Below are 24,441 nucleotides of genomic sequence, written 5' to 3'. Positions count from 1 at the left end.
GCGGTCCCCGGCTGACCGGGCTGACCACAGACCACCATAACGAGGTTTCGGACAGGTGAACGACGCCGCGGGCTACGCGCCGGGTCTCCTCCCGGCACGGCGGGCCTGCACCTGGTCGACGATCCCGACGACGCCGGAGGCGACGACGATGGCGATGATGACGAGGTAGGCGGCGACGAAGGCCGCCGTCCAGCCGGCCTGGCCCTGCACCGCGAAGAACACCGCGGTGATGAGGGCGAGCCCGATCGCGGTGCCGATCCGCTGCCCGGTCTGGAGCACTCCGCCGGCCGAGCCGGCGTAGCGCAGCGGGACGTCGGCGAGCGTGAGCGTCTGGTTGGGGCTGATCGTCGACCCCTGGCCGAGCCCGACGAAGGACAGGGTGAGCAGGAGCCACCAGATGCTTGTGCCGGCGCGGTCGTGGAGCACGACGACGAGGATGCTCGTCACCAGTCCGACCAGGAGGATCGCGATCCCGCCGAGCACGATCGGCCGCCCGATCCGGAACACGTGGCGCCCGGCGATACCGGAGGAGAACGCGGAGAGGATCGCAGCGGGCAGCCCGACGAGCCCGGCTTCGAGCGCGGTGCGGCCGAGCCCGGACTGGAGGAAGATCGCGCAGACCACCCACACGCTCGTCATCCCCATGAAGTAGAGGGCGATGAGCAGCGAGCCGTTGGCGAAGGAGCGGGTGGCGAACAGCTGGAGGTCGACCATGGGTGCGCGCCCGCGCCGCTTGTAGGCCGCCTCCCAGCGCACCCACGCGAGCACGAGCAGGACGCCGAGGCCGAGGATCGACCACACCCAGGGTCCGGCGGAGAACTGGAGGAAGGGGATCATCACCGCGAGCGTGCCGAGTGCGAGGAGCGCCATGCCGACCGGGTCGAGGTCGGGCAGCCGGCGGGCCGGGGCGCGGTCCGCGGGTGCCAGCCGGCGGGGTGCGGCGTAGCCCGGGGGCGGGTTCCTCGGTACCGGCCGGGGCGCCGGGGGTGTCAGGCGATGCGGCGTCGGCATCCGGCAGGGCGCGCCATGCGGAGGCCGGCAGGGAGCGGACGGCGAAGAGGATCGACACGACGGCGAATGGCACGTTGATGAGGAACGAGGAGCGCCATCCCCAGTCGGCGCCGAGCAGCGCGACGAGCACCCCGCCGAGCACCGGGCCGATCGCCACGGAGATCCCGACGACCGCGCCGAACATGCCGAACGCCCGGCCGCGCTGCGCTCCCTGGAAGTACTGCTGGATGAGCCCCACCGTCTGCGGATTGAGGAATCCGGAGCCGATCCCCATGGTGACGCGCGCGATGTTGAGGACGACCTCGTTCGGGGCGAATCCGGCGACGAGCGAGGACAGCCCGAACAGCGCGACGCCGACGACGAACATCGGTGCGCGCCCGAACAGGTCTCCGGCCCGGCCGGCGGCGACGAGCACGACCCCGAAGGCCAGCGTGTATCCGGTGAGCACCCATTGGAGGCCCGAGGCGCTCGCCCCGAGCCCGGTCTCGATCGACGGCAGCACGACATTGACGATCGACACGCTCAGCAGCGACATGAAGAGCGGGACGAGGGTGATCGCGAGGACCGTCCGCTGGACGTCCGTCAGCCGCGGTTCCGGGTGGGAGCTCATTCCCTCATTCGTACACCCGCTTCAGCGGCGGGGCAAAGACGGGTCCGCGCCCGCGCCGCCCGACGCTACAGTGGACGCCATGTCCGTCGCTCCGCAGGCCCCCGCCGACCCCGTCCCGGATCCGCCCCGCACGCCTGCTAAGCCGCTATGCGCCGAGCCCGAGCGGCGACCTCCACCTCGGCAACATCCGCACCGGGGTGCTCGCGTTCCTCTGTGCGCGGACCACGGGCCGGGTGTTCCGCTGGCGGGTCGAGGACCTCGACCGGGTGCAGGACGGTGCCGCCGAGCGTCAGCGCGCCGACCTCGAATCGCTCGGGGTGGACGTCGACCCGCCGGTGCTCGTCCAGTCCGCACGCACGGACCGCTACGCCGCGCACCTCGCCGCGCTCGCGGAGCGCGGTCTGACCTACGAGTGCTACTGCTCGCGGAAGGAGATCCAGGCCGCCCCCTCGGCGCCCCATACTCCCCCGGGCGCCTACCCGGGCACCTGCCGGGACCTCGGCGAGACCACGCGCCGGACCGCCCGGGCCCGGCTGCGGGAGCAGGGTCGCCGTCCCGCCGTCCGCCTGCGCACCGCTCACGAGTCGGTCACCGTCGACGACGACTTCCTCGGGCCCGTCACCGGCGCGGTCGACGATTTCGTGCTCCGGCGCGGGGACGGGGTGGTGGCCTACAACCTCGCCGTCGTCGTCGACGACGGCGAGACCGGCATCGACCAGGTCGTCCGCGCCGACGACCTCGCGAGCTCCGCGCCGCGCCAGGCGCACCTCGCCGCGCTGCTCGGCTTCGCAGTGCCCCGATACGTCCATGTGCCGCTCGTCCTCGCCCCGTCCGGCGCCCGGTTGGCCAAGCGGGACGGCGCGGTCACGCTGCGGGAGCTCGACGCGCTCGGTTTCGACGTGTGGGCGTGGCTCGGGCGGTCCTGCGGGTTCGGACCGTGGTCCGGCATGGAGCAGGCGCTGGCGGAGTTCGATCTCGGCCGCCTCGCCCCGGAGCCGGTCGTCTTCACCCCGCCGGCAGACTGAGCGGACTCATCCCGTCGGCGGAGCGGGACTGCGCAGTGCGAGGGCGCTCGGCGCGGCGGTCCTCAGCCCAGTCGGTAGTGCTCGGCGAGGTGCGCGTAGTGACGCCCCACCCGGGCCACGGGGTCGAGCGCCGGGATGTCGATGTGCCCCGCCGCGTCGCTCAGCGCCTGCGCGACGTGGGCGCGCAGCACGCGGACGACGAAGAACTCCTCCTGGCCGGGCCGCAGCCGTGTCTCCACCCGGCACTCGAGCGCCGAGTCCGCCGTGCACAGCCGCGGCGGGGCGACGAGCTCGCTCGGTTCGGTGGCGAGCCCGAGCTCGGCGATCTCGCTGTGCTCGGCCGGCAGCGGGCGCGAGCTCGCGTGCATCGCCTGCGCATCGGCCTCGGACACCGAGTGGATGACGAGCTCTCCGGTGGCGTCGAGGTTGCGCCAGGTGTCCTTGTGGACCTCGGAGGTGTGGTCCGGGGTGATCGCCAGGCCCATCATCGCCGGGCGGGTCGACACCACCGTGAAGAAGCTGAAGGGTGCGAGGTTGGTGCGCCCGTGCGCGTCCGCCGTCGTCACCCAGGCGATCGGGCGGGGAACGACGAGCCCGTACATGAGGCGGCGGGTCGCCTCGAGGTCGGCGGCCTCGAAGGTGCGCATGGGCCGGGACCCCGGACCGCGCGTGCCGGGGGTCGGGTGCTCAGGCGGCACGGGGCTCATCGATGACCTTCCGGTAGATGTCCTCGAACGCGTCGAGGGTGCGGGTGATGTCGTGCCGGGCGGCCGTGGTCTGGGAGGCCTCTCCCATCGCGGCGCGCTCGGCCGCGGGCATCCGGCACAGGCGGGTGAAGCGCTCGGCGAGGGCGTCGACGTCGCGCGGCGGGAACAGGAATCCGTTGACGCCGTCCTCGCACAGGTGGGGCAGCGCCACCGCGTCCGCGAGCACCACGGGATTTCCCGAGGACATCGCCTCGAGGGTGGCGATGCTCTGGAGTTCCGCGGTGCCGGGCAGGCAGAAGAACGTCGCCTCCTGGTAGGCGCGCACGAGCTCCCGGTCGTCGACCTTGCCGCGCAGCTCCACCCGGTCGGCGACACCGAGCTCGGCGGCGAGCGAGCGGAGTGCCGGCTCCTGGTCGCCGGTGCCGACGATCACCGCGCGCAGGCCGAGGCCGGGGTCGGTGCGGGCAAGGGCACGGACGATGTCGTCGATGTGCTTCTCCTTCGACAGCCGACCGACGAACAGCACCGTCGGGGCCGCGTCCGACCCGCCGACGCCCGGGCCCACCCCCTCCTGCGCCCGGCGGAAGCGTGACAGGTCGATCCCGCACGACACCGCCTGGATGGGCCGGTCGAAACCGTTCTCGGTGAGCAGGTCCGCAGCGAGCTGCGTGGGCACGGTGATGTGTTCGGCGGACTGGAACGTGCGCCGCAGGTCCCACCAGGCCGCGGCGGTCGCAGCGTCGACGACCGGACCGGACACCGGCAGATACGGCCGCACGTTGTCCGGCATGAAGTGGTTCGTCGCGACGACCGGGATGCCGCGGCGGTGCGCCTCGGAGAACGCGTAGCGGCCGATGACGAAGTGCGCCTGCGTGTGGACGACGTCGGGGCGGATGTCGTCGAGCAGCCGGGCGACGGCGGGCTTGGTCTCCCAGGGCATGCAGATCGTCCAGGTCGGGTGGAAGTACCAGCGATGGGACCGGATGCGGTGGACGACGACCCCGTCCTCCCGGTCGGTGCTCGGCACACCGGTGGGCGAGGGGCAGATGACGTGGACCTCATGACCGCGCGCAGCGAGTCCGGCGGCGAGGCGCTCGGTGAACTTCGCGGCTCCATTGACCTCGGGGGCATAGGTCTCGGCGGGGATGCAGATGGTCAGCGGTGGCGGGAATGCCATGTCCGGTGCGTGTCCTTCCGGGCGTGGAGGCGGGCGGGAGCCCTGCTCAGACGCGTGATCCTGTCGCGGCGAAGACGGCCCGGGAGGCGCGCCGGGCGCGCTCCCGTTCGTTGACGTCCGGGTGATATCGGGACAATACAACGACGGCGGCGCAGGCGACCACTCCGGAGGCCGACATGAGGAGCACGACGGGCGGCGGTGCGCCGGCGGCCTCCCCGAGCACGACCGAGCCGAGGACGACGGCGAAGATCGGGTCGACGACGGTGAGACCGGCGATCACCATCTCCGGCGGGCCGGCGGAGTACGCCGCCTGCACGAACCAGGTCCCGATCGCGGCGGCGACGACGAGCGCGACGAGGTTGAGCAGCGACACCGCGCCGGGGCCGGCCTGGAACAGCTGGTTGCTCACGAGGTGCGTGGTCGTGGCGACGCAGGCGAAGAGCAGACCGGCACCGAGCACGAGCAGCAGCTGCGGCGGACGCCGCCAGGCCAGGACGACGACGAGGAAGACCGCGGAGAGCGCGAAGGCGATCCAGGCGACCGGGTGGGACTCCTCCCCCACGTGCAGGCGGGTGCTCGCGATCCTCGCGGACACCGCGACGAAGGCGGCGACGCTGAGCGCGCAGACCGCGACGGCCAGCGAGATCCGACGGGTGATCCGCAGTCCGCGGTAGCTGGCGGCGAGGAGGATCGAGATGAGGAGGGAGACCGCACCGATCGGCTGGACGACCATGACGGGGGCCAGCGAGAGGGCGACGACGTTCGCGACGGTGCCCAGCCCCAGGCACAGGAGGCCGAGCAGCCACGTCCGGTTGCGGAGCAGGCGCAGGAAGGTCCCGAGCCGGAATCCTGCGGGGTGATCGTCCTCGTCGGCCACACCACGGTGCTGGTACATCGCGCCGAAGGCTAGGCCGACGGCGGCGAGCACTGCGAGGACGATGGCGAGAGGGGTCACGCCGACAGTCTAAGCAGGCGGGACGCCGGGCACCGTCCCGAAGAGCCGGAAACCGGGGGTTCACGGGCAGGTCGGCGGAAAACCCCAGGGTCGTCGGGCAGGTTCCCCCGGGCTGTGATCCACGCCATTCCGATCCGCTTGGACCTCTGGCAGGCCCGGTGCTAGAGTGGTCTCTCGCGTGCGGCACCACGCACGCTATTCCTCCGTAGCTCAGTTGGCAGAGCATTCGACTGTTAATCGAAGGGTCGCTGGTTCGAGCCCAGCCGGGGGAGCACACCGAGCAGGCGGGATCCGGATTTCTCCGGGTCCCGCCTGCTTCGCGTTCGCAGGCCGCCTTGTCCCTCGTCGAGTCGGGCTCCGGCGCCCCCGCACATTTCCACCGCGAGGTGTGGCCTCCCCCAGTGGCGCATCACATTATGTCAGTGTTGCGACATTGTGACATTACTGCGCACTTATGGTTAAGATACCGTAACGTATCTTCCACGCGTGCCGCCGGTGGCCGAGAACCCGCCCGAGGTGCACATCGCGATCCGACCGACGGAGACCACATCATGAGGATCACCGATCTCGCACGGCGCACGGCGGTCGCCGTCGCCGCACTCGCCATGACCGCCCAGCTCGGCATCGCCTCGGCCTCCGCGGCCGGCCTCGGTTCGACCGACACCGGACCGAGCGCGGAGGCGACGACCGCTCCCCCGAGCGCTCCCGAAGACGCCCCGGACGAGGGCGCTCAGCCCGAAGAGGCCCCGGACGAGGGTGCCGGATCCGATGACACAGCGGACGGGAGCGCTCCCGAGGATCCCGCATCCGAGGCGCCGGCCGGCGATGCACTGAGCTCCGGCACCAGCGCGTTCGCGGTGCGCGGTGCGATCGCCTCGACCTGGCACGACCTCGGCGGCGCCGCCGGCGACCTCGGCCGTCCGACCACCGCCGAGCGGTGCGGTCTGCGCGGCGGCGGCTGCTACCAGCGGTTCCAGAAGGGCGAGGTGCACTGGTCGCCGAAGACCGGCGCCCATGCGACCCTCGGCGCGATCGCGAACACCTGGGCCCGGACCGGGCACGAGGGCGGGAAGCTCGGCTACCCCACGTCGAACGAGCGCTGCGGCCTCAAGGGCGGCGGCTGCTACCAGTGGTTCGAGAAGGGCCAGATCCACTGGTCGAGCGGCACCGGTGCGCACCCGACCAAGGGCGGGATCCGTACCGCCTGGTCGCGGCTGGGATTCGAGAGCGGGAAGCTCGGCTACCCGGTGACCGGCGAGCGCTGCGGCCTGAACGGCGGCGGCTGCTACCAGCGGTTCCAGAAGGGCGAGGTGCACTGGTCACCGAAGACCGGTGCACGGGCGACCACCGGCGCGATCGCCCGGGCCTGGGCCTGGAACGGCCACGAGACCGGCGACCTCGGCTACCCGACCTCCGGAGAACGCTGCGGACTCAAGGGCGGGGGCTGCTATCAGAAGTTCCAGAAGGGCCAGATCCACTGGTCGCCGAAGACCGGTGCGCACGCCACCAAGGGCGGCATGCAGCGCCAGTGGGCGAAGGCCGGCTGGGAGAACGGCTCCTGGGGCTATCCCACCGGCAGTGAGCGCAAGGTCGGCAGCGGCAGGTGGGAACAGCGCTTCCAGGGCGGCCTGAAGACCTACACGACGATCGACCCGGTGTGGGACCGCCTGGCGCAGTGCGAATCGGGAGGCAACTGGAAGATCAACACCGGCAACGGGTACTACGGCGGCCTGCAGTTCTCCGCGAGCACATGGAAGGCGTTCGGCGGCCACAAGTACGCGAAGAACGCGCACCTCGCCACCCGCGAGCAGCAGATCGAGATCGCGCAGAAGGTGCAGAAGGTCCAGGGCTGGGGCGCCTGGCCGGCATGCACCCGCAAGCTCGGCATCCGCTGAGCGGCGGGGCTCAGGACTCCACGAGGTCCGCGTACTGCGGGAAGCGCTCGAGGTAGCGCTGCACGTAGGAGCACGTGGGCACGATCCGCTGCTCGCGCTCCCGGAGCTGGTCGAGGACCTTCGTCACGAGTGTGCGCGCGTACCCCTGGCGGCCGAAGGATTCGGAGATGATCGTGTGCTGGAGGTCGTAGACCCCGGGCCGCTCGAGCCGGTAGCCGAGGAAGCCGACGAAGGTGCGCTCCGGCTCGGAGGCCCAGAGCTCGAACCGATCGTGGGTGAGGTTGTCGAGGACCTCGACGGGCGTGGTGACGATCTCAGGTGTGCTCATGGGCGGCTCCCCTTCCGAGCGCAGGCGGGCTGATGGCCCCGAGTCTATCCGCACCCACCGCTGCCCCGGCGGACCCTCCGACGGGCATCACTCCCCCGGCGGCTCGATGAGGCCCGCGGTGCGCTCACCGTGGACGCTGCACGCACCGCCGCCATCGGGTCCGATATATTCGACAGTGCTTGCCGATGCCGCCGAGACGAACGAGGAGCCCCCGTGGCCGATTTCACCACCCCGACCTTCGCCCAGGTCGATGCCCTGCCCACCGTGCTCGAGGCGACCGTCCCCCAGGACTGGATCGACGAGAACGGGCACATGAACATCAGCCATTTCTTCGACATCGGCGGCGAGGCGGCGTGGAAGTTCTGCCAGGGACTCGGCCTGCAGCGACTCTATGAGGCCGAGCCGCCGACCGGCCTGTTCACCACGGAGCACCACCTCACCTACCTCAGCGAGTTGCGCCTCGGAGAGCGGCTCAGCGCGCATGTGCGCTGCGTCGACGTCGGTCCGAAGTCGGTGCACCTCATCACCCTCATCCTCGACCGGGAGCGCGAACGGGTCGCGACCGTGTTCGAGGTCGTGCTCGTCCACGTCGACATGACCGCCCGGAAGGCCGCGGCGTTCCCCGAGGAGTTCCGCGAGGCGCTCGAGGCCGCCGTCGCCGCCGACGGGGATCTCGGCTGGCCCGCCCCGGTGTGCGGGGCCATGGGCGTCCGCCGCTGACACGACCCCTGCGGCACCCCGGTCCGGCACCTCCCGCCCGGGGGCGCCGCGTCGTCGCTCGACGCCGCGTCGTCAGTCGATGGCGTTCGCCGGGCCCGAGCCCCCGGCGGTCTTCGACTGCAGGCGGCGCTCGAGCCACTGCGCGGACGCGGCGACGATCATGTTGATGGCGATGTAGAGCAGCGCGCCGACGATGAAGGTCGGGAGCAGGTTGTTGTACTGGCGGCCGATCGCGTTGACCTGGTAGAGCAGGTCCTGGTAGGTCACCATGAAGCCGAGCGCGGAATCCTTGAGCAGCACCACGACCTGGGCGATGAGCGTCGGCATCATCGCCCGCAGCGCCTGCGGCAGGAGCACGAGACCCATCGTCTGGGAGCTGCGCAGACCGATCGCCATCGCCGCCTCGCGCTGCCCCTTGGGCACGGCGAGGATGCCGGCACGGATGATCTCCGCGATGACCATGCCGTTGTAGAGCGTGAGCCCGATGACCACCGACCAGAACGGTCCGATCCGGTTGCCGAAGATCATGAACGTCGCGAAGATCAGGAGCAGCACGGGGACGCCGCGGAACACCTCGAGCACGATCGTCGAGGGCAGCGAGATCGCGCGCGTCGGGGCCAGGCGCAGCAGCGCGAAGACGAGTCCGACGGCCAGGGCGAGCAGAGTCGCGACCGCCGCGACGGACAGGGTGGCGCCCATCCCCCGCAGCAGCACCTGCTGGATGCCGGTGTAGGTGAAGGGGCTCCACCGGTTCGGCTCGAGCTGGCCGGCGTCGTAGAACTTCCAGACGATGAACGCGATGATGCCGAGCAGCACGAGCACCGACACCACGGACATGATGACGTTGTTCCGCCGCGCCCTGGGGCCCGGGGCGTCGAAGAGGACCTGGGTGGGCGCGCTCATCGGAGGATCACCAGCTTCTTCTCGAGGAGGTCGAACACCCGGCCGAGGATCAGCGCCAGCACGAGGTAGACGACGGCCGTGGCGAGCAGGATCGTGATGACGAGGTCGCCGCGCAGCTCGATCGCGTTGCGCATCGCCGACATGAGTTCGCGGTTGTTGAACGCCGACGCGATCGAGGTGTTCTTGAGCATCGCGATGATGACGCTGCCGAGCGGCGGGATGACTGTGCGCACGGCCTGCGGGAGCACCACCGTGGACAGGGTCTGGCCGAAGGTCAGACCGATCGCGCGGGCCGCCTCGGCCTGCCCCACCGGCACCGTGGCGATGCCGGAGCGCAGGGTCTCGGCGACGAAGCAGGCGGTGTAGGCGATGAGCGCGATCGTCGCCAGGATCATCGAGTTGAGTCCGGCGCTCTCGGCGAACCGGATGTCGAGGTAGGGCAGGCCGAACACGCAGAAGAACATCACCAGGGTCAGCGGCGTGTTGCGCACCACGTTGACGTAGGTGTGGGCGGTGACCCGGAGCACGGGAGTGGGTGAGACCCGCATCGCGGCGAGGATCGTGCCGAGGACCAGGCAGCCCACGAGCGTGAGGAGGAAGAGTCTCAGCGTTCCCCACGTGCCGCTGAGGAACAGCTGGGTCATATCGAGGAATGACACGGGCGATCAGCTTTCGGTTCGGTCAAGCTGGGTGAGGTCCGCCCGAGGCGCCCCGGGTGAGGGCCGTCGACCCTCACCCGGGAGCACTCGCGCGGGCACGGATCAGTAGCGGTCGACCGCAGGCTGCTCGACGCCGGAGGAGTCGCCGAGGGTGTACTCGAACGCCTCGGTCCAGGTGCCGTCCTCCCCTGCCTGCTCGAGCGCATCGTTGACCGCGTCGCGCAGGGCCTGGTCGTCCTTGGGCAGGCCGATGCCGTAGGGCTCGTCGGAGAAGGGCTCGCCGACGACCTTGAACTCGCCCTCGTACTGCGCGGCGTAGCCGCGGAGGATCGCGTCGTCGGTGGTCACCGCGTCGACGTTGCCGGTCTGCAGGTCCTCGACGCACTTGGAGTAGGCGTCGTAGGTGACGAGCTCGGCGTCGCCGTACTCGTCCTGGATCCGCTGGGCCGGGGTGGAGCCGTCGACCGAGCACACGGTGGTTCCGGCGAGGTCGTCCGGTCCGGCGATCTCGGAGTCCTCGGCCACGAGGAGATCCTGACCGGCGACGTAGTACGGTCCGGCGAAGTCGACGACCTCCTTGCGCTCGTCGTTGATCGTGTAGGTGGCGACGACGAGGTCGACGTTGCCCTGCTGGAGGAAGGGCTCGCGGTTGGCCGACACGGTCTCGACCCATTCGATCTGGTCGGGCTCGAAGCCGAGCGCGGCGGCGGTGATCTTGGCGATCTCGATGTCGAAGCCCTCGGGGGCATCGGCGGTGGCGTCCTTGTTGCCGAGTCCCGGCTGGTCGAACTTCACGCCGACCTTGAGGGTCCCGGCGTCGTTCGCCGCGGACCAGGTCGGGCTGTCGGCGAGGTCGACGTCGGATGCGACCTCGTACTGGGGCGCCTCGGCAGCGGTGTCGCCGCCGCCTTCGCCGCCTCCGCCGCCCGTCTCCGGGGTGCCGCTCTGACCGCAGGCGCTCAGCGCCAGGATGCCGGCGGCCGAGGCCGCGAGGAGAGTGTGCAGTTTCTTCATGGTGTCTCCTTAGTGGGTGAGGATCTTGGACAGGAAGTCCTTGGCCCGCTCGGACCTCGGAGCGGTGAAGAAGGTCTCCGGCTCCGCGACCTCGACGATCTCCCCGTCGGCCATGAAGGCCACCCGGTTCGCCGCCTTGCGCGCGAATCCCATCTCGTGGGTGACGACGACCATGGTCATGCCGTCCTGCGCGAGCTCGACCATGACGTCGAGGACCTCGTTGATCATCTCCGGGTCGAGCGCCGAGGTCGGTTCGTCGAACAGCATGACCTTGGGCTTCATCGCCAGTGCTCGCGCGATCGCGACGCGCTGCTGCTGGCCGCCGGACAGCTGGGCGGGGAACTTCTGCGCCTGGTGCTCGACGCCCACCCGGGTGAGCAGGTCCATCGCGAGGGCGTCGGCATCGGCCTTCCCCAGCTTGCGCACCTTGATCGGGCCGAGCGTGACGTTCTCGAGGATCGTCTTGTGGGCGAAGAGGTTGAACGACTGGAAGACCATGCCGACGTCGGAGCGCAGCTGCGCGAGCTGGGCACCCTCCTCCGGGAGGACCTTCCCGTCGATGGTGATCGTGCCGTTGTCGATCGTCTCGAGCCTGTTGATCGTGCGGCACAGCGTCGACTTCCCGGAGCCCGACGGGCCGATGACGACGACGACCTCGCCGTGGTGCACGGTGAGGGTGATGTCCTTGAGCGCGTGGAACTCGCCGAAGTGCTTGTCGACGTTCGTGATCTCCACCAGCGGCCGGCCGGGAGCAGGCTGCGGGGAGGTCTGCGCGGGGTTCGGATCAGCTGTCATGTGGATCACAATAAACACCCTGCACGTGGTGCAGGTCACTCCGACCCCGAATGGCGGTCATTGGTCCCGAATCGAGACGCATCCGTTATAGATGCTCAGCCGAGCTGCTCCCGGAAGCGCTCCGCGGCGCGGTCGGCCTCCCCGCGGTCCGCGGACTCCACGACGAGCACGAACAGCAGTCCTACGCCCGCGTGCTCCGTCTCCCCGATGCGCCATGTCGTCGCACCGGTGTCCGCGGGCCGGTTCAGGACCGGCCGCAGCGCCCGGGCCTCTGCCGCGGTGAGCGACCCGGCGGTGCCCGCGAGTCTGCGCGGCGCGCCGCCGGCCTCGGTGACGAGGGCCGGCGCAGAGGTGCCCCCGGCGAGCACCGAGGAGGCGCCGGCCGCCGCGGCGATCGGGCTGCCGGTGAGCCCGGCGCCGGCGGTCCGTGCCGACAGCGCGGGCAGACCGATGTCGAGGCCGCTCATCCCGAGGTCGGCCGCCGCCCTCGTCTGCCGGCCGGGGTCGTCCGGATCCTCGCCGCGCTGCTCGAGCAGCGCCTCGACGAGCAGGGAGTGCGGGCCGTCGGAGTAGCCGCCGCGCAGCGCCCGGTCGAATCCGCCGTCGGCGTTCGCGACCGCGCGGATCTCTCCGGTGCCGGGGTCGACGGCGATGAGCGCCGCCGGGGATCCGGTGTCCTGAAGGGCGGCCTCGGCCGCGGCCTGCACCGCGAGGTCGATCGTCGTGCGGACCGGCCGGCCGGGCACCGGGTCGACGGTGAGCAGCGGCTCGGCGGCGGGTTCTTCCGGTGCCGACTCTCCGTCCACGGGTGCCGTCGCGATGGACAGGGTGTACCCGTCGGACCCGGCGAGCTCCTCCTCGTAGTGCTCCTGGAGGCCGCCGCGGCCCACGAGTTCCCCGGGGCGCACCCGGGCGGGTGCGGCGGCGATCTCCTCGGCGGTGGCCTCGCCCACGCGGCCGAGCAGCAGCGGGCCGAGGCCCTGGCGCACCGGGATCGAGCGCTCGCTGCGGCGGAACACCGTGCCGGGGATCGGCCGGATGGCCCCGGCGACGTCGATGTAGTCGCGCTCGCGCAGGGTGATCACCGGCACGAAGGCGGTGGCCGCAGCGCTCTCCACCCGGTCCCGCAGCGGTCCGGGATCCACGTCGAGCTCCGCCTCGAGCACCCGCAGCACCTCATCGAGGTCCTCGACGCGGCCGGGTTCGATCCCGACGTCGACGACGGCCTCAGTGCTCGTGAGCACGGCATCGCCGGCCCCGCGGATCTGCCCGCGCTGCGCCGGAGCGGACTCGACGGCGAAGACGTGGCCGCCTGTGAGGTCGGGGTGGACCACCGCGGGCACGAACTCGGCCTGCCAGGACAGTCGGTGCTTGCGCACTTCGAGCACGGAGGTGTACGTCCAGTCGGGGATCCCGGTCTCCGATTCCGGGTCCGTCGTCCACCCCCAGTGGAGCACCGCCTGCGCGCTCGCCTCTCCGGTGCTGCGGACCTCGAGCACATCGACGACGGTCGGGGTGAGCAGACGGGTGGTCCGCAGCGGGGCGCGCACTTTCGCGTACTCCCGTTCCGCGGCCTGCGGGTCGGTCCAGGGCCCGTGGGCCACCGCGTCCTCCTGGAGCGATTCGGCAGCGCGCCGGGCCGCGGACTCCGGCGAGGTGCCGAGCTCGGGATCGAGGACGATGAGGAGGGACACGAGGAGCGCGAGGACCGCGAGCACGACACCGACGAGCAGCAGACCGGTGCGCCGATGCATCCGCCCTCCTCCGCCCTGTCGGTGCGCGGGCCCGCCGGGCCCGGACGGTCCTCGATGCCCGTGCACCGTCTTGCATGTCGGGAAACCGTGCGGGACGCACGCGCTTTCGATCATCATGGCAGGAACAGTGGCGCCGGTCACCCGTAGACTCGGGTCCCGGCAGGGAGTGCGCGGCAGCGTCACGACGGAGTGGAGCGAAGAGGAACCATGACAACGGTACGCGATATCGAAGGTGTCCCGAACTCGGTCTCGGCCGGGCACATGATCGTCAAGTCCTTGGCGCAGCACGGGGTCGAGCGCGTGTACGTGGTGCCGGGCGAGAGCTACCTCGACGTGCTCGACGGGCTCCACGACTCGGATATCGAGACGGTGGTCTGCCGCCACGAGGGCGGCGCCGCCTACATGGCCGAGGCCGACGGCAAGATGAACCCGGTGCCCGGCATCGCGATGGTCACCCGCGGACCCGGAGCTGCGAACGCCCACGTAGGCCTCCACACCGCCTGGCAGGATTCCACCGCGATGGTGCTGTTCGTCGGCCTCATCCCCTTCGAGCACCGTGAGAAGGAGGCCTTCCAGGAGTTCGATCCGAAGGCCTGGTTCGACAGCGGCGCCAAGCGCGTGATGATCCTCGACCACGCCGAGCGCGCCTCGGAGATCGTCGCCGAGGCGATGTTCGCCGCCGCCTCCGGCCGGCCCGGCCCCGTGGTCGTCGGCCTCCCCGAGGACATCATCAAGATGGGCAACGACGGCGTCCTCCACCCGCGGATCCCGATCGCGGAGGGCGGCATGACCGTCACCGACTGGAAGGCGCTCAAGTCCGCGCTGCTCGACGCCGAGCGCCCGCTGTTCGTGTTCGGCGGCAACGACTGGACGCACCCCGCCGCCGAGGAGTTCACCGCCTGGCTCGAGTCGCACAACCTGCCGGCCGCCGCGGAATGGCGCTGCGAGGGCACCGTGCCGTTCACCTCGCCGAGCTACGTCGGCCCGCTGGGCTACGGCCGGCCGCACCACACCCGCAGCGTGCTCGAGGACTCCGACCTCCTCGTGTTCGTCGGCACCGTGCCCGGCGACGTCATCACCGACGGCTTCACCGCGCGCCAGAACTGGGAGAAGAGCAACTTCCTCGTCACCATCGACCCCGCCCTGCGCGGACGGTCCGGCCCGGTGAGCCATCAGATCGTCGCCAAGCCCGACGTCTTCATCCGCGACCTCGTGCGCATGGACCTGCCGGTGCGCGACGCCTGGCGGCAGTGGACGAACGAGCTGCGCGAACGGCAGAACGACTTCGCCGCGCTCCCCACGGCGGAGCCCGGCGACGGGCAGGCGAAGATGGCGACGCTCATGGCGAACCTCGTCCCCCGTCTCGACGAGGACGCGATGGTGACCTTCGGCGCCGGCGAGCACACGAACTGGGCCCACCGCTACTTCCCCACCAACGGCTACGCCTCGATGATCTCCGCCCGCAACGGCTCGATGGGCTACTCGGTGCCCGCCGCGGTCGCCGCCTCGCTCAACCACCCCGGCCGCCAGATCATCTCGATCGCCGGCGACGGCGAGTTCCTCATGAACGGCCAGGAGCTCGCGACCGCCAAGCAGTACGGCGCGAATCCGCTCGTCATCGTCATGGACAACCAGGAGTACGGCACCATCCGCACCCACCAGGAGCGGGACTACCCGGACCGGGTGTCCGGCACGCAGCTGGCGAACCCCGACTTCGCCAAGCTCGCCGAGGCCTACGGCGGCGTGGGCGTGCGCGTCGAGCGCGACTCCGAGGTGCCGGCGGCCGTCGACACCGCGCTCGCCGCGATCGCCGACGGCGAGTTCGCGCTCATCCACATCATCGTCGAGCAGCGCGTCAAGGCGTACTGAGGTCTCCCGGCCCGCGGTCCCTCCCGGCACGCCCCCGGAGCCCTCCACCCTGTGCGAGGTTGCCCCGAGCGCCCATAATGGGAGCATGAGCGGGACCTTCCTCGAGATCGAGCGCAAGTACGACATCACCGGCCAGACCTCGCTGCCGCGCCTGCACGGCGCCGCTGGGGTCTCCCGCGTGGGCTACCGCCCGCCGGTGGCGCTCGAGGCGGTGTACTTCGACACCCGCGACCGGGTGCTCGCCGCCAACGGTGTGATCCTGCGCCGGAGGGCCGGCGGGGAGGACGCCGGCTGGCACGTGAAGATCCCCTCGGGCGCGCACCGGATCGAGATGCAGGTGCCGCTCGCCTCGTCCGAGCGGACCGGGGACGGACCGGCCGAGTCCGTGCCGTACCGCGTGCCGGAGGAGATCGCCGACCTCGTCGCGGTGCACGTGCGCGGGCGCGCGCTCGTGCCGGTGCTCAGCATGAATACGCTGCGCTCCGTCGTCGACCTCATGGATGCCCGGGGCCGCACCGTGGCCGAGGTGTGCGACGACCAGGTCGCGGCGATGGCGGCGGGATCGCGCACCGACTCCCGGGTGCGCCACTGGCGCGAATGGGAGGTCGAGGTCGTCAACCCGACCCTCGTGGGCGGGATGGAATCCGTCCCGGGCTTCCTCGATGCGGTGGAGTCGACGCTCCTCGATGCGGGGGCGCAGCGCTCGCATGCGGGCTCCAAGCTCGAGAAGGTCCTCGGCCGTCCGGCGGACCCGCTGAGCCCGGAGGGCGCCGGTGAGGGCACCGACCTCGCCACCGTCCTCACCCGCACGGTCCGCACCCAGGTGCGCCGTCTCAAGTCCTGGGATCCGCTCGTCAGGCGCAGCGCCGACGACGCCGTCCACCAATTCCGGGTGTCCGCCCGCACCCTGCGCTCGCTCCTCCAGATCTACCGTCCCCTGCTCGAACCGGAGGCGCGGAAGGAGGTCAACCGGGCGCTGCGCCGCCTCGGCCGGTTGCTGTCGGCCGCACGCGACGCCGAGGTGCTCCGCGACCAGGTCGGTGAGCGGATCGCCGCGCTCCCGGGCGGGGCGGAGGGCCTCACCGCCGCACTCATCCCCAAGAGGACCGTGCGCCGGCTCCGCGACTCCCAGGTCCGGGAGTACCGGCGCGCGCACCGGAGGCTCCTCGCCGCGATGCGCAGCCCCTGGTACGCCGAGCAGCTCGACATCATCGACCGCTGCGCCCGTGCGGTCCCGCTGCACCCCGACCTCGGCGCCGAGCAGCGCAGGGATGCTGCGGCCGCCCTCGCCCCGCTCGCCACGGCCCAGGTCGACAGCCTGCTCGCCCACGCGGAGACCGCCGAGCACGAAGCCGACGAGGCCACCCGCATCGAGGAGCTCCACGAGGTGCGCAAGGAGGCCAAGCGGCTGCGCTACGCCGTGTCCGCAGTCACCGATGCCGCTGCGATCGACCTCGGGGACGACCTCGCGGAGAAGATGGCGGTGGCGAAGAAGCTCCAGACCGCGCTCGGCACCCATCGCGACTCGGTGATGTTCCAGGACCATGTCCGCAGCACCGCTCGCCGGGCGGAGAAGAAGGGCGAGCCGACGTTCGGGTACGGGCTGCTCTACGGCGCTGAGATCGCGGTGCAGACGAAGGCGCTGAAGAAGACGACGAAGCTGCTGTCCCGGCTCCATTCCGCGGCGAGCACCGAGCAGGCCTGAGGTCCGGGACCGGAGCGAGCACGGGGACCGGTTGCCGACCTGCGGGGCGGCGCCCGGAGCTAGGCTGAGGCCATGGACCTCTCCCCCGCCCAGATCCAGCAGGCCGCCGCCGTCCTCGCCGAGGCGCGCCGCACGCGTACACCGCTCGAGCGCCTGCCCGGCAGCCTCACCCCGCTGTCCCGGGGCGAGGGCCACGCGATCGCCACCCGTGTCGCGACGCTCGCCGGCAGCCCGGTCCACGGCTGGAAGATCGCGGCGACGAGCGCGGCCGGGCAGGCCCACCTCGACGTCGACGCGCCGATCGCCGGCCGCATGCTCGCCGACGGGATCATCCCCGACGGCGGCACCCTGCAATTGGGCCCCCGGGTGATGCCCCTGGCCGAGGTCGAGTGCGCCTTCACCCTCGCCCGCGATCTCGTCCCCCGCGATGACCCGTACTCGCAGCCCGAGGTGCGCGCTGCCCTCGCCTCGGTCCACCCGGCCATCGAGCTTCCCGACACCCGACTGTCGCGCTTCACCGATGTCGGCATCGCCGAGCTCACCGCCGACAGCGCCTGCGCCGCGGAGTTCGTGCTCGGTCCCGCCGCGCCGCCCGCGCGGCTCGACGACGACCTCACCGAGCTCGAGGTCACGATCACCGTCACGCTGGCGGATGGCACGAGTGCGCACTCGACCGGTCGCGGCGGCAACGTCCTCGACGGCCCGCTCGGCTCGCTCACCTGGCTCGTGGGCGAGCTCTCCACCCACGGGATCACCCTGCACGCCGGGCAGGTCGTGACCACCGGGGTCCTCTCCGCGCCGATCCCGCTCGTGCCCGGGACACGGGTGCACGCCGACTTCGGATCCCTCGGCACGGTGAGCCTGAACACCGCCTGACGCGGCGTCCGCAGCGGCCGGCGGGGCCGCCGGCTGTCCACCACTCGGTCCTGCGGTTCCCGTGATCGGGCTCACATGGCACGATGAGAGAATGACCGACACGATCGACGACTTCCCCATCCGCACCCACGACAAGCTCCGGTACGCGGACACCGACAAGCAGGGCCACATCAACAACGCCGTCTATGCGACGTTCTTCGAGACCGGCCGGGTCGAGTTCATCAGCCGCGCCCACGAGGTCTCGGCCCATGACGATGCCGAGTTCGTCATCGCACAGATCACCATCAAGTACCTGCAGGAGACGCACTGGCCGGGCACCGTCGAGGTCGGCTCCCGGGTCAAGCGGATCGGCGGCAGCTCGCTCGTCGTCGAGCAGGCGCTGTTCAACGACGGTCGCCTGTGCGCCGCAGGTGAGTCCGTGATCGTGCAGATCAACACCTCGACCCGCAAGTCGCAGCCGTTCGACGACGCGATGCGCGAGTACTTCTCCGCACTGCTCGCCCCGGAGGACTGACCCCTCAGCGGCGCAGCCGCACCCCGACCCGGAGGTCACGATGACCGTCCTCACCCGCACCATCGCTGAGCTCCGTAATGCGCTCACCCGCCTCGTCGCGGAGCGCGAAGCCCACTCCGTCGGGCTCGTGCCGACGATGGGCGCCCTCCACCAGGGGCATGCCGCGCTCATGCGCGCGGCCCGGGCGGACAACCCCGTCGTCTGCGCCTCCCTGTTCGTCAACCCGCTCCAGTTCGAGTCGCCGCTCGACCTCGAGCTCTATCCGCGCGACCTCGATGCGGACATGGCGCTGTGCGAGGCCGAGGGGGTCGACCTCGTCCTCGCACCCGAGGTCGAGGAGATGTACCCGAACCACCCCGACTCCCCCATCGTGCGGGTGACGAGCGGCCACATGGGTCAGATCCTCGAGGGCGCCTCCCGGCCCGGTCACTTCGACGGGGTCGCCACGGTCGTCTCCAAGCTCTTCAACATCTTCGATCCCGAGGGCCCGGCGCGGCTCAAGGCATACTTCGGGCAGAAGGACGCCCAGCAGCTCATGATCGTCTCCCGCATGGTCGCCGACCTCGACTTCCCGGTGACGATCGTGCCGGTGCCCACGCAGCGGGAGGAATCCGGGCTCGCGCTCTCCAGCCGGAACCTCCTCCTCACCGAGGAACACCGCCGGGCCGCGACGGCCCTGTCGTCGGCCCTGTTCGAGCTCCTCGACCGGGCGGCGCACGGTGCGGACTGGGATCTGTCGGGGCTGCGCCGACAGGTGCGGGAGGCCCCCGACGTCATCCTCGACTACCTCGAAGTCGTCGATCCGGGCACCCTGCTGCCCACCGAGTCGCTGCCGGCGCTCGCACTCATCGCCGCCTACGTCGGCAGCGTCCGGCTCATCGACAACATCGAGCTCCCGGCGCACTGAGCCGCGGCGCCGGGCCGGGGATTCCTGCCACACTGGTGCCATGTCTTCTCCGGCTCGCGCCACACCCTCCCAGGATTCCCATCCGCTCCAGCGCACGCGTCGTCGGCTCGACGTGCTCACCGGGGTCGCCTGCGCCCTCGTCGTCCTCGCCGCGGTGGCCGCATTCCTCCTCGGCCGCCCCGACGCATCGATCACCGAGGTGCATATCGCCGATGACGCCGCAGTCCTCGATCCGACGCTCATCGAGGAGCAGATCTCCGACCTGGCCGTGCACCGACCCACCCGGGTCGTCGTCCTCACCCGGGACGGAGAGGTCTCCGACAACATCAACGAGCAGACCCTCGCATGGGCCCGGCTGAATCCCGATCTCGACCTTCTCTCGGACGACGGTGAGAAGTGGAAGGACGGGACCCTCCTCATCACCGCGAGCGTCGAGGCGAACGGGGAGGACGGCGGACCGGGCTCCGGGCAGGTCGGCACGTACTTCGGCGACGACCTCGCACCCGGCAGCACCGAGGCGGAGCAGGAGATCCAGTCGCACGGCTATGAGGCGTTCCAGCAGCGGGATTGGAACCGCGGGGTGACGGAGATCGCCGAGGCGGCCGCGGAGGTCATGGGCCGACCGTTCTTCGCCCGCCCCCTCGTCATCGGCATCGCCGCAGCCGTGCTCCTCGGTCTCCTCCTCGTCAATCGGTGGATCGTCGCCCATGCGGTCACCGGGTACTCCAGGAACCGCCGCCGCCTCACCGACAGCGCCGCCGAGGTCGACGGGCTCGTCGGGCAGACCGAGCTCATCCCCGACCTCGGCTTCGGCACGCGGGTGAAGGAATCCGCGCGGACCACCCTCCACACGTACACCGACCTGCTGGAGAAGCGCGACTCGATCGATGCGACATCGCTGCCGTCGCTCCATGGGCTCAATCTCCCGCTCTTCACCCGGATGAGTCGGTTCGACGAGGGACTCGACGGCCTCGAGGCGGACGGCGCGATGCTCCGCACCGCGAACGTGCTCTACGCCCGTGAACCGGGGTGGGAGTCCGTCTGGCGGTCCGAGGTCGATGATCTGCGCCAGGACATCCGCGATGCGCAGGTGTCGAAGGACATCCGCGAACGCACCGACGACCCGGAGCTGCTGCGCGAGCTCGAGGCCTTCTGCAGCCGGACACTCAACCGGCTCGACGCGATCGAGGCGGCGGGGATCGGCGGAGGGGACGAGGAGCTCGACTCCGGCCTCACCGCACTCACCGATCTGCGCGGCGAGTTCGCCGGGTACATGGACCGGGTCCGCGACTCGGCATTCGTCGGCATGGACGACGACAAGGAGTCCTACATCTCCGGGGCGATCGAGGAGCAGTCCGTCTCCCGCCGCCGCGCCGGCAGCCTCACCGGGTACTACGACTCCCCCGGCTATCTGCGGCCGATGGCCTTCGGCATCGGATACGCCACCGGACTGCGCAACCATCGTCAGGCGCAGGAGGCTGCGAAGAACAGCTCCTCGTCGAGCAGCACGGCCGGGTACGGGTCCACCGGCGGAGGATTCAGCGGCGCCGGCAGCTCCTCCCGGTTCTGAACACGCTTCGACGGCCGCGGATCAGACGGCGACGGCCGCGAGCCGCGTGCGACTGTGCACGGCGATGTCGAGCGCGAAGTCGTCCACCGTCCCGGCGACCTTCGCCGCCGTCGGCTCGCTGAGCCCGGCCGGTCCGATGTGCCCGGATTCGACGAAGCGCCCGCGCGCGATCGTCGTCGCGCCGAGCGCGGCGAGCAGCGGTTTGAGGCCCTGGTCGAGAGCGAGGACGTGGCCCACGGACCCGCCGGTGACGAACGGGAGCACCGGGGTGCCGGCGAGGCAGTTCGGCGGCAGCAGGTCGACGAAGGTCTTGAGCAGCCCGGAGTAGCTCGCCTTGTAGACCGGCGAGGCGACGACGAGGGCATCGGCGGCGACGACCTCGGCGATCCCCGCGACGATGCCCGGATCACCGAGGTCCGCGGTGACGAGGGCCGCGGCCGGCAGATCGCGGACGTTGATGAGCGAGGTGAGGTGACCGTGCCCGCGCATCCGGTGGGCGACCTCGGTGAGGAGGCGTTCGGTGGTGGACGGGTTCGAGGGGCTGCCGTTGAGCACGACGATGCTGGCCATGGGCGAGGGTCCTTTCCGTTGGGCGGTCCGCGGGCTCTGTCCGGCGCCCCGCACCGCGGGCGCACCGGGCCGGGCCCCGACGACGAAGCCCACACTAGGGACGTCACCGCTGCGCGGGCCGCCCGCCGGTCGCACGGCGTCACCGCCCGTCATCTGCCGTCGCACAGCGCGGCGAGGATGACGTTCCGCGACGCCTTGCGGGTCGGCTCAGCCGGCGGGTGTGCGCTCGGCACCGCGTCCGGTGCGCGCGCCCCGGTGCGCACGAGGCGGCTGCGCCCGAACCGGGTGCTGAGCACCGCGATCCACGCTGCGGCGATGACGAGGAGCGCGGCGGCGAACCCGATGAGGGTGAGCGGGTGCGTCGTCGCCGTCGTCCAGATGAGGCGCGAGGGGACGAATGCGGCGAAGCCGAACGCGATGAGCGTGCCGAGATAGCTGCCGATCATGTTCGCGCTGTGCCCGATCCGGTCACCCCGGACGATCCGCCAGACGCCGAGCGTCACCGTGACCGCGGTGAACACGGAGAGCCCGTGGAGGAACGTGAAGCCGTGCTCGAGTCCGAAGAGGAAGCTCGAGCCGCAGGTGATGTACATGAGGACGACCCAGGTGCGGCCGAGGTGGCGGTGGAATGCGTCCCGGCGGGGCCGGAGGATGTTCACCGGACCGAGCACGAGGACGAGGAAGGCGGCGGAGGCATGGACGAGGACTGCTGCGGGGATCGCTGTGGTATCCATGCTGGTAAGATAGTGCCGCTCTCCAATACGGCTCAACGTGGATAGTGAGCCCTGCGCGGACTATCCGATGCGATCACCCCAACCCTTTCACCGAGGACACCCGATGAAGCTCCAGGACCTCGCCCGGCGGACCGACACCTCGGCGGCGAGCATCAAGTACTACCTGCGGGTCGGGCTGCTGCCCGCGGGACGGAAGAAGAACGCGACGACCGCCGTCTACGGTGAGGAGCACGTCGAGCGCCTCGAGCTCATCGGAGCGCTGCGCCGAATCCTCGGCGCCCCAATCGTCGACATCGCCCGCCTCACCGCCCTCATCGACGACCCCGAGGTGGGGATCCTCACCGTCATGGAGACCGCCCAGGTGCTCGCGAGCGGGATGGCGGCCGGGCCCGCACCCGGTTCGGCGCGCTCCCGCACGGCCGCAGCCGAGGCGCCGACTGCCGGGTCACGGGAACCGGGCCCGCCCGCTTCCGCACGGACCGATGGCGGGGCGCCCCATGCCGAGGGATCCGGTACAGGGGCGGCGCCGTCGGCCCGGGTGGCCTCCGTCATCGCCGAGCGCTGCTGGCCGGATGCGGATTCGGCGGCCCGCACCGCACTCGAACGGGTGCTCGGTGAAATGGGTGTGCTCGGGATCGTGCCGAGCGACGCCTACCTCACCCGCGCTTCCCGGGCGCTCGACACCGTGAGCACGGGCGACTTCGACTTCCGCGGCACCCGGGACCGGATCGCCCTGACCGTCGCCGTCGGCACTCACGAGTATTCGCGCCTCGTGCTCGCCCTGCTCCAGCTCAGCCAGGCCTCGCGGAGCATCGCCGAGCTCGACCCGCGCCGGCAGGACCCCTTGGCGACATCGGACAGCGGAGCGCAACGCGACGCGGACGCCTGATCGCCCGCTGGGGCCCGACCCCGCGCGGCATGCGATGCTGAGACCATGAGCATCATCATCACGAACGTCCGCCCCTGGGGCGGCCCGGCCCAGGACATCACGATCGACGGCGACACCTTCACCGGGTTCGCCGACGCCGGCACCCACGGCACGGACGCCGATTCGCGCACCGAGAGCAGCGCCGAGGTCATCGACGGGCGCGGCCTGCTCGCGCTGCCGGGCATCGTCAACGGGCACGCCCACGTCGACAAGTCCTGGCTCGGCCTGCCCTGGCAGTCCTACGGCGGCGAGCCCGGCACGGACGGCCGGATCCGCCACGAGCGGGCCCGCCGCGACGAGCTCGGCATCCCCAGCGCCGCGCTGAGTTCCCGGGTGCTCGACGCGATGGTGGGCCACGGCACGACCGCGATCCGCTCCCACGTCGACGTCGACCTCGGGATCGGGCTGTCCGGCATCGACGCCGTGCGCGAGGCCGTCGCCGCCTACGACGGCGCGCTCACGGTGGAGATCGTCGCGTTCCCGCAGGACGGCGTGCTCCGCCGGCCCGGTGTCGTCGACCTGCTGCGGCGGGCCGCCGAATCCGGCGTCGAGCACATCGGCGGCCTCGACCCCGCCGGCATCGACCGCGATCCCGTGGGGCAGATCGATGCGCTCGTTGACATCGCCCGCGACACCGGGGTCGGCATCGACATCCACCTCCACGACCCGGCCGAGCTCGGCGTGTTCCAGATCGAGCTGCTGCTCGACCGGATGGAGCGCTGGGAGCTCTCCTCGCCGGTGAACATCGCCCACGGCTTTGCCGTCGCGCAGGTCGACGCCGCCGGGCAGCGGGACCTGCTCGCGCGGATGGGCGGGCTCGGGGTGACGATGTCGACCGTCGCCCCGCCGCGCCTCGGCGCCGCCCAGCTGCCCCTGCACGCGCTGCGCGAGCACGGGGTCCGGCTCACCCTCGGCACCGACGGCATCCGCGACCTGTGGAGCCCCTACGGGACGGGCGACACGCTCGGCATCGCCTGGCAGTTCGCGCGCGGCAGCGGCCTGGTGCGCGACGAGGACCTGCTCGACGTGGTGCGCACCGCGACGAGCGACGGTGCCTGGGCGGTCGGCCGCGCGGACCACGACCTCACGGCCGAGGCGCGCGCCGACCTCGTGCTCGTCGACGCCGAGAACCCGATGGACGCCCTCGTCCGGCTGCCCGAGCGCAGGCTCGTCGTCGGCGGCGGTCGGGTGCTGCGCAGCACGCTGGACTGACCC

General features: G+C 71.3%; 23 protein-coding genes, 1 tRNA gene and 1 pseudogene. 12 read left to right on the top strand and 13 right to left on the bottom strand.

The window, feature by feature from the left end; all coding sequences use genetic code 11:
- Window positions 1-72: 72 nt before the first annotated feature.
- Both FDF13_RS15640 and FDF13_RS15635 read right to left on the bottom strand, forming a co-directional pair.
- Complete coding sequence (locus FDF13_RS15640) at window positions 73-1,011, bottom strand: MFS transporter (RefSeq protein ID WP_368074037.1); 939 nt, start codon at window positions 1,009-1,011, stop codon at window positions 73-75.
- A gap of 178 nt (window positions 1,012-1,189) precedes the next feature.
- Window positions 1,190-1,546, bottom strand: a pseudogene (locus FDF13_RS15635) (MFS transporter); the annotation flags it as partial.
- A gap of 194 nt (window positions 1,547-1,740) precedes the next feature.
- On the opposite strand from FDF13_RS15635, the gene gluQRS reads away from it, so the two are divergent.
- Window positions 1,741-2,646 carry a tRNA glutamyl-Q(34) synthetase GluQRS gene (gluQRS, locus tag FDF13_RS10450; protein ID WP_137319594.1) on the top strand — a complete coding sequence of 302 codons (906 nt, stop codon included), beginning with the start codon at window positions 1,741-1,743 and terminating at the stop codon, window positions 2,644-2,646.
- 62 nt (window positions 2,647-2,708) lie between these two features.
- Here the strand turns inward: gluQRS and FDF13_RS10445 are convergent, their stop codons facing one another.
- The 3 genes from FDF13_RS10445 to FDF13_RS10435 are packed head-to-tail and all read right to left on the bottom strand — an operon-like array spanning window position 2,709 to window position 5,485.
- Window positions 2,709-3,293 carry a flavin reductase family protein gene (locus tag FDF13_RS10445; protein ID WP_217494853.1) on the bottom strand — a complete coding sequence of 195 codons (585 nt, stop codon included), beginning with the start codon at window positions 3,291-3,293 and terminating at the stop codon, window positions 2,709-2,711.
- Between the two features lie 40 nt (window positions 3,294-3,333).
- Entirely contained in the window at window positions 3,334-4,530 is a 1,197-nt protein-coding gene (locus tag FDF13_RS10440; protein ID WP_137319592.1) for a glycosyltransferase, read from the bottom strand.
- Between the two features lie 46 nt (window positions 4,531-4,576).
- Window positions 4,577-5,485 (bottom strand): DMT family transporter, encoded by a 909-nt coding sequence (locus tag FDF13_RS10435; protein WP_175406954.1) that lies wholly within the window; start codon window positions 5,483-5,485, stop codon window positions 4,577-4,579.
- Window positions 5,486-5,684: 199 nt separating this feature from the next.
- On the opposite strand from FDF13_RS10435, the gene FDF13_RS10430 reads away from it, so the two are divergent.
- Together FDF13_RS10430 and FDF13_RS10425 are read left to right on the top strand one after the other, a co-directional pair.
- Window positions 5,685-5,757: transfer RNA gene (locus FDF13_RS10430), tRNA-Asn, on the top strand.
- Window positions 5,758-6,036: 279 nt separating this feature from the next.
- Window positions 6,037-7,380, top strand: coding sequence for a transglycosylase family protein (locus FDF13_RS10425; protein WP_137319591.1), 1,344 nt, complete (start codon window positions 6,037-6,039; stop codon window positions 7,378-7,380).
- A 10-nt stretch (window positions 7,381-7,390) separates the two neighbouring features.
- On the opposite strand, the gene FDF13_RS10420 is transcribed toward FDF13_RS10425, so the two are convergent.
- Window positions 7,391-7,708 (bottom strand): GNAT family N-acetyltransferase, encoded by a 318-nt coding sequence (locus tag FDF13_RS10420; RefSeq protein WP_137319590.1) that lies wholly within the window; start codon window positions 7,706-7,708, stop codon window positions 7,391-7,393.
- Between the two features lie 213 nt (window positions 7,709-7,921).
- Here FDF13_RS10420 and FDF13_RS10415 point away from each other — a divergent pair, with 213 nt between their 5' ends.
- Window positions 7,922-8,428 (top strand): thioesterase family protein, encoded by a 507-nt coding sequence (locus FDF13_RS10415; RefSeq protein WP_137319589.1) that lies wholly within the window; start codon window positions 7,922-7,924, stop codon window positions 8,426-8,428.
- 72 nt (window positions 8,429-8,500) lie between these two features.
- On the opposite strand, the gene FDF13_RS10410 is transcribed toward FDF13_RS10415, so the two are convergent.
- The 5 genes from FDF13_RS10410 to FDF13_RS10390 all read right to left on the bottom strand — a co-directional run bounded on the left by FDF13_RS10410 (window position 8,501) and on the right by FDF13_RS10390 (window position 13,553).
- Window positions 8,501-9,331, bottom strand: coding sequence for an amino acid ABC transporter permease (locus tag FDF13_RS10410; RefSeq protein ID WP_137319588.1), 831 nt, complete (start codon window positions 9,329-9,331; stop codon window positions 8,501-8,503).
- Entirely contained in the window at window positions 9,328-9,990 is a 663-nt protein-coding gene (locus FDF13_RS10405) for an amino acid ABC transporter permease (protein WP_137319587.1), read from the bottom strand. Before FDF13_RS10405 ends, FDF13_RS10410 begins: the two co-directional genes overlap by 4 nt.
- Window positions 9,991-10,092: 102 nt before the next feature.
- Window positions 10,093-11,004, bottom strand: a complete 912-nt coding sequence (locus FDF13_RS10400; RefSeq protein WP_137319586.1) for a glutamate ABC transporter substrate-binding protein — start codon at window positions 11,002-11,004, stop codon at window positions 10,093-10,095.
- A 9-nt stretch (window positions 11,005-11,013) separates the two neighbouring features.
- The gene (locus FDF13_RS10395) at window positions 11,014-11,742 is read right to left on the bottom strand and encodes an amino acid ABC transporter ATP-binding protein (protein WP_175407044.1); all 729 of its coding nucleotides are present in this window, start codon (window positions 11,740-11,742) and stop codon (window positions 11,014-11,016) included.
- Between the two features lie 152 nt (window positions 11,743-11,894).
- Complete coding sequence (locus FDF13_RS10390; protein WP_175406953.1) at window positions 11,895-13,553, bottom strand: hypothetical protein; 1,659 nt, start codon at window positions 13,551-13,553, stop codon at window positions 11,895-11,897.
- 261 nt (window positions 13,554-13,814) lie between these two features.
- Here FDF13_RS10390 and FDF13_RS10385 point away from each other — a divergent pair, with 261 nt between their 5' ends.
- The 6 genes from FDF13_RS10385 (at window position 13,815) to FDF13_RS10360 (ending at window position 20,994) form a co-directional block, all read left to right on the top strand.
- Complete coding sequence (locus tag FDF13_RS10385) at window positions 13,815-15,422, top strand: thiamine pyrophosphate-dependent enzyme (RefSeq protein ID WP_254668777.1); 1,608 nt, start codon at window positions 13,815-13,817, stop codon at window positions 15,420-15,422.
- A gap of 85 nt (window positions 15,423-15,507) precedes the next feature.
- A complete protein-coding gene (locus FDF13_RS10380; RefSeq protein ID WP_137319582.1) occupies window positions 15,508-17,127 on the top strand; it encodes a CYTH and CHAD domain-containing protein in 1,620 nt (539 codons plus the stop codon).
- 72 nt (window positions 17,128-17,199) lie between these two features.
- Window positions 17,200-18,003: a 2-keto-4-pentenoate hydratase gene (locus tag FDF13_RS10375; protein WP_137319581.1), complete on the top strand. Its 804-nt coding sequence runs from the start codon at window positions 17,200-17,202 to the stop codon at window positions 18,001-18,003.
- A gap of 91 nt (window positions 18,004-18,094) precedes the next feature.
- Complete coding sequence (locus FDF13_RS10370; RefSeq protein ID WP_137319580.1) at window positions 18,095-18,517, top strand: thioesterase family protein; 423 nt, start codon at window positions 18,095-18,097, stop codon at window positions 18,515-18,517.
- Window positions 18,518-18,557: 40 nt separating this feature from the next.
- Complete coding sequence (gene panC / locus FDF13_RS10365) at window positions 18,558-19,424, top strand: pantoate--beta-alanine ligase (RefSeq protein ID WP_137319579.1); 867 nt, start codon at window positions 18,558-18,560, stop codon at window positions 19,422-19,424.
- 40 nt (window positions 19,425-19,464) lie between these two features.
- Window positions 19,465-20,994, top strand: a complete 1,530-nt coding sequence (locus FDF13_RS10360; protein ID WP_137319578.1) for a DUF5129 domain-containing protein — start codon at window positions 19,465-19,467, stop codon at window positions 20,992-20,994.
- A 21-nt stretch (window positions 20,995-21,015) separates the two neighbouring features.
- On the opposite strand, the gene FDF13_RS10355 is transcribed toward FDF13_RS10360, so the two are convergent.
- Window positions 21,016-21,564, bottom strand: a complete 549-nt coding sequence (locus FDF13_RS10355; protein WP_137319577.1) for an NAD(P)H-dependent oxidoreductase — start codon at window positions 21,562-21,564, stop codon at window positions 21,016-21,018.
- 149 nt (window positions 21,565-21,713) lie between these two features.
- Window positions 21,714-22,298 carry a DUF2306 domain-containing protein gene (locus FDF13_RS10350; RefSeq protein WP_137319576.1) on the bottom strand — a complete coding sequence of 195 codons (585 nt, stop codon included), beginning with the start codon at window positions 22,296-22,298 and terminating at the stop codon, window positions 21,714-21,716.
- A gap of 103 nt (window positions 22,299-22,401) precedes the next feature.
- On the opposite strand from FDF13_RS10350, the gene FDF13_RS10345 reads away from it, so the two are divergent.
- Together FDF13_RS10345 and FDF13_RS10340 are read left to right on the top strand one after the other, a co-directional pair.
- The gene (locus tag FDF13_RS10345; protein WP_137319575.1) at window positions 22,402-23,187 is read left to right on the top strand and encodes a MerR family transcriptional regulator; all 786 of its coding nucleotides are present in this window, start codon (window positions 22,402-22,404) and stop codon (window positions 23,185-23,187) included.
- 45 nt (window positions 23,188-23,232) lie between these two features.
- Complete coding sequence (locus tag FDF13_RS10340) at window positions 23,233-24,438, top strand: amidohydrolase family protein (protein WP_137319574.1); 1,206 nt, start codon at window positions 23,233-23,235, stop codon at window positions 24,436-24,438.
- The last annotated feature ends 3 nt before the right edge of the window (window positions 24,439-24,441 follow it).

Source organism: Brevibacterium sp. CS2, assembly GCF_005280295.1.
Classification (GTDB): domain Bacteria; phylum Actinomycetota; class Actinomycetes; order Actinomycetales; family Brevibacteriaceae; genus Brevibacterium; species Brevibacterium pityocampae.
This window is presented reverse-complemented; position numbering and strand designations above follow the sequence as displayed.

Coding starts and splice junctions, on each gene's coding strand:
- FDF13_RS15640 (WP_368074037.1), bottom strand. CDS start 1,011: ATGCCGACGCCGCATCGCCTGACACCCCCGGCGCCCCGGCCGGTACCG.
- FDF13_RS10445 (WP_217494853.1), bottom strand. CDS start 3,293: ATGCGCACCTTCGAGGCCGCCGACCTCGAGGCGACCCGCCGCCTCATG.
- FDF13_RS10440 (WP_137319592.1), bottom strand. CDS start 4,530: ATGGCATTCCCGCCACCGCTGACCATCTGCATCCCCGCCGAGACCTAT.
- FDF13_RS10425 (WP_137319591.1), top strand. CDS start 6,037: ATGAGGATCACCGATCTCGCACGGCGCACGGCGGTCGCCGTCGCCGCA.
- FDF13_RS10420 (WP_137319590.1), bottom strand. CDS start 7,708: ATGAGCACACCTGAGATCGTCACCACGCCCGTCGAGGTCCTCGACAAC.
- FDF13_RS10410 (WP_137319588.1), bottom strand. CDS start 9,331: ATGAGCGCGCCCACCCAGGTCCTCTTCGACGCCCCGGGCCCCAGGGCG.
- FDF13_RS10400 (WP_137319586.1), bottom strand. CDS start 11,004: ATGAAGAAACTGCACACTCTCCTCGCGGCCTCGGCCGCCGGCATCCTG.
- FDF13_RS10390 (WP_175406953.1), bottom strand. CDS start 13,553: ATGCATCGGCGCACCGGTCTGCTGCTCGTCGGTGTCGTGCTCGCGGTC.
- FDF13_RS10385 (WP_254668777.1), top strand. CDS start 13,815: ATGATCGTCAAGTCCTTGGCGCAGCACGGGGTCGAGCGCGTGTACGTG.
- FDF13_RS10380 (WP_137319582.1), top strand. CDS start 15,508: ATGAGCGGGACCTTCCTCGAGATCGAGCGCAAGTACGACATCACCGGC.
- FDF13_RS10375 (WP_137319581.1), top strand. CDS start 17,200: ATGGACCTCTCCCCCGCCCAGATCCAGCAGGCCGCCGCCGTCCTCGCC.
- FDF13_RS10370 (WP_137319580.1), top strand. CDS start 18,095: ATGACCGACACGATCGACGACTTCCCCATCCGCACCCACGACAAGCTC.
- panC (WP_137319579.1), top strand. CDS start 18,558: ATGACCGTCCTCACCCGCACCATCGCTGAGCTCCGTAATGCGCTCACC.
- FDF13_RS10360 (WP_137319578.1), top strand. CDS start 19,465: ATGTCTTCTCCGGCTCGCGCCACACCCTCCCAGGATTCCCATCCGCTC.
- FDF13_RS10355 (WP_137319577.1), bottom strand. CDS start 21,564: ATGGCCAGCATCGTCGTGCTCAACGGCAGCCCCTCGAACCCGTCCACC.
- FDF13_RS10350 (WP_137319576.1), bottom strand. CDS start 22,298: ATGGATACCACAGCGATCCCCGCAGCAGTCCTCGTCCATGCCTCCGCC.
- FDF13_RS10345 (WP_137319575.1), top strand. CDS start 22,402: ATGAAGCTCCAGGACCTCGCCCGGCGGACCGACACCTCGGCGGCGAGC.
- FDF13_RS10340 (WP_137319574.1), top strand. CDS start 23,233: ATGAGCATCATCATCACGAACGTCCGCCCCTGGGGCGGCCCGGCCCAG.